Origin of the sequence: Marilutibacter maris (assembly GCF_006546735.2) — a bacterium.
Lineage (GTDB): Bacteria > Pseudomonadota > Gammaproteobacteria > Xanthomonadales > Xanthomonadaceae > Marilutibacter > Marilutibacter maris.
In genome coordinates, this window is record NZ_VICD02000183.1 from 1 (window position 1) to 3,366 (window position 3,366).

General features: G+C 69.4%; 4 protein-coding genes. 1 reads left to right on the forward strand and 3 read right to left on the reverse strand.

Annotated elements, in window-relative coordinates; genetic code table 11:
* A partial coding sequence (locus FKV24_RS10960; protein ID WP_211371850.1) for a cytochrome c biogenesis protein CcdA occupies positions 1-318 on the forward strand: 318 nt, incomplete at its 5' end.
* Between the two features lie 61 nt (positions 319-379).
* Here the strand turns inward: FKV24_RS10960 and FKV24_RS10965 are convergent.
* The 3 genes from FKV24_RS10965 to FKV24_RS10975 all read right to left on the reverse strand — a co-directional run.
* Complete coding sequence (locus tag FKV24_RS10965; RefSeq protein WP_141482410.1) at positions 380-1,828, reverse strand: MATE family efflux transporter; 1,449 nt, start codon at positions 1,826-1,828, stop codon at positions 380-382.
* Between the two features lie 329 nt (positions 1,829-2,157).
* Entirely contained in the window at positions 2,158-2,499 is a 342-nt protein-coding gene (locus tag FKV24_RS10970; RefSeq protein WP_111266992.1) for a zinc ribbon domain-containing protein YjdM, read from the reverse strand.
* 103 nt (positions 2,500-2,602) lie between these two features.
* On the reverse strand, positions 2,603-3,366 hold a 764-nt coding region (locus FKV24_RS10975; protein ID WP_141482411.1), incomplete at its 5' end, for a DUF2867 domain-containing protein.

A 3,366-nucleotide genomic window follows, 5' to 3' on the forward strand; every position in this document is an offset into this window, starting at 1 on the left:
CCCTGCGTCGGCCCGACCCTGGGCACCGCCATCGCGCTGGCGGCCAGCGGCCAGAGCCCCGCGCATTCGGCCACGGTGATGGCGGTGTTCAGCGTCGCCGCGGTGCTGCCGCTGATCGCCGCCGGCCTGTTCTCGCGCGGCCTGCTGGAGCGTCACCGCGAACGCCTGCTGGTCGCCGGCCAGCTCGGCCGCAAGCTGATGGGCTGGAGCCTGCTGTCGATCGGCGCCCTGGTGCTGACCGGCCTGGACAAGGTGCTCGAAGCCGCCCTGCTCGACCTGATGCCGGTCTGGCTGATCGACCTCACCACCCGTTTCTGAGCCGGACCGGGGCCGCCGGCGGACCAACGCCGGCAGCCCCACGCGCGATGCCGGTGCGGGTCTACACCTTCGCCGTTTTCCAGCGCCCGCGCGAGAACAGCCACAGGGTGAACAGGCCGACCGCGGTCTCGGAGATGAACACCGCCCAGAACACGCCCGAATGCTGCCAGTCGAGGTTGATCGCCAGCAGGTAGGACAGCGGAATCTGGATCAGCCAGAAGAACACCACGTTGATCCAGGTCGGGGTGGCGGTGTCGCCGGCGCCGTTGAACGCCTGCACCGCCACCATCCACCAGCCGTAGACGAAGTACGAGTACGACAGGATCCGCAGCCACTCGGCACCGATCGCGATCACCGCCGGGTCGTCGGTGAACAGGGCGACGATCGGGTCGTGGAAGAAGAAGAACAGCACCGACACCGCCAGCGTGAACGCCATGTTGTACCAGCCGATCTGCCACACCGCGGCCTCGGCCCGACCCGGCTCGTCGGCGCCGAGGTTCTGCCCGACCAGGGTCGCGGCGGCGTTGGACATGCCCCAGGCCGGCATCAGCGTGAACATCATGATCCGGATCGTGATCGTCGCCCCGGCCACCGCCTCGCTGCCCAGGGTCGCGATGATCCGCAGCATGAAGATCCACGACGTGGTCGCCACGATCATCTGGCCGATGCCGCCCAGCGAGGTGCGCACGATGTTGAGCATGGTCGCGCCGCGCACGACCAGCTGCGAGGCGGCGACCCGGATGTGGCGTCCGCCGCGGAACAGCAGCCACAACTGCATCGCCACGCCGACGCCGCGTCCGATGTTGGTGGCGATCGCCGCGCCCTCCACCCCCATCGCCGGGATCGGGCCGAGTCCGAAGATCAGGACCGGATCGAGGACGATGTTCAGTCCATTGGCCACCCACAGCACCCGCATCGCGATCGCCGCGTCGCCGGCGCCGCGGAAGATCGCGTTGATCACGAACAGCAGCAGGATCACCGCGTTGCCGCCGAGCATCCACTGCATGTAGCCGACGCCGTGCTCAAGCGTCCATGCGTCGGCCCCCATCAGTTGCAGCAGTTCGCGCGCGTAGACGATGCCCGCGACCGTGAACGGCACCGAGGCCAGCAGCGCGACCAGGATCGCCTGCACCGCGGTCACCGCCGCTTCTCCGGGCTTGTGTTCGCCGATGCGCCGGGCGACCACCGCGGTCACCGCCATCGACAGCCCCATCGCGATCGAGTACAGCAGGAACAGGTAGCTCTCGGTCAGGCCGACCGTCGCCACCGCCGACGGCCCGAGCTTGCCGACGAAGAAGATGTCCGCGACCGCGAACGTCGATTCCAGCACCAGCTCCAGCACCATCGGCACCGCCAGCAGGAATACCGCGCGGCGCAGCGGGATCTTGGTGTAGTCCGCGCCGGTGCCGCGGACCGCGTCGCGCAGCTCGCTCCACAGCGACGCCTCGGGAGCCGGCAGGCTCGCTTCCGCGGCGCCGGAGCGCGCGACGGGAGTCTCTTGATCGTTCATTGATGACATGGGGGTTGTATCCAGTAGTCGGGGCAGCGACGGACACGCGGGGGCGGCCGTGGCTGCGTATCGATACGACGGGCGGCGTGAGCCGAAATCGACAACGCGGACACGCTGCCGGCATCGCAGCACGGCGGCGTCTCAGTTGGCGATACAGCGGACGGCAGCCGCCGTCGACGGTGAGGTGTACGGGGTTGCGGAGATGCGGCGCACGCAGCGGAACGGCCGCACGGCGCGATCGGGACGGCCGGACGCGGCGCCTCGCGGAGCCGGCGACCGGCTTCGAACGCACGGAGGAAAGCGGTGTCCGGGGCAACGGCCCCGCGGACCTAGGCTTTCCTGACGAATTCCGACTTCAGCTTCATGGCACCGATCCCGTCTATCTTGCAGTCGATGTTGTGGTCGCCGTCGACCAGGCGGATGTTCCTGACCTTGGTGCCGACCTTCACGACCGAGGACGAACCCTTGACCTTCAGGTCCTTGATCACGATCACCGCGTCGCCGTCGCTGAGGGGGTTGCCGTTCGCATCGACGACCGCGCTTTCCGCTTCGGCCGACTCGGCGGCCTCGCCCTTGACCCGCTCATGCCCGCACTCGGGGCAGACGACCAGGTTGCCATCCTCGTAGGTGTACTCGCAGCCGCACTGGCTGCAGGGGTCGAGGTTGGACATCGGAACGATCCGGAACGAGGCAGCGGCGTATTGTGCCGCAAATCCGACGCCAGCGGGACATCTGCGGCCGCGATGCAGCCGTATCGGCAAATCGCGGCCGCGATCACCCCGTCGCGCAGCGCTCGATGCGGTCGCCCGGATCGGCCGCCAACGATCCCGCGTCGGCGGCCAGCAGCGCGTGCTCGACCGCCGAGCGCAGCATCGTCGGAGAAACGTGGCGCCGATGCACGTAGGCGATCATCGCCATGTAGAAACGGCCGAACAGGTTGCGGGGCCTGACCCGGGTGCCGAGCCGGCAACGGATCGTCGTGTCCTCGCCCCGCTCGACGCTGACGCTGGAGCGGAACGACAGGTGCCGGTCGTCGGCCCCCAGCAGCACTTCGATGCGGTGCCCGCCGGCATCGCGACGCATGTCCAGGACCGGGAATCGACCGTCGAAACGGCGCTGCTCCGGCGCCCCGGACAGCAGCGAAGACACCGGGCAGCCCAGTCGCGAGGTCCTCAGTCCCAACGGCTTCACCAACAGATTGCGGAACGCCATCAGCCCGGTGACGCTCGCGGCCTGGTTGTCGACGAAGCCCTGCAGCAGCAGCGACATGATCCGCGTCGTGTCGGCGTCCGCCATTGCGCCGGCCGGCAGCCGCAGTTCGAACCAGTCCTGGTGCACGCCGGCCCCGTCCAGCACCCCGGCCAACAAGGTGTCGGCCGGCGGCGACGGATACGCGAGGACCCGGTGGCGCTCGGGATTGCGCGCGGCAAACCCGATCGGCCGGCGCAGCGCGGACCAGCGCGCGCCGATCCTGCCCGCCAGCGAACGCGAACGCCGGCAGGCCCGTCCCGCCAGGCTGGCGGCGGGCGCCGTCAACG

Bases quoted from the DNA above. Each gene is read 5' to 3' on its own strand.
- FKV24_RS10970 (WP_111266992.1), bottom strand. From the start codon at position 2,499: ATGTCCAACCTCGACCCCTGCAGCCAGTGCGGCTGCGAGTACACCTAC.
- FKV24_RS10965 (WP_141482410.1), bottom strand. From the start codon at position 1,828: ATGAACGATCAAGAGACTCCCGTCGCGCGCTCCGGCGCCGCGGAAGCG.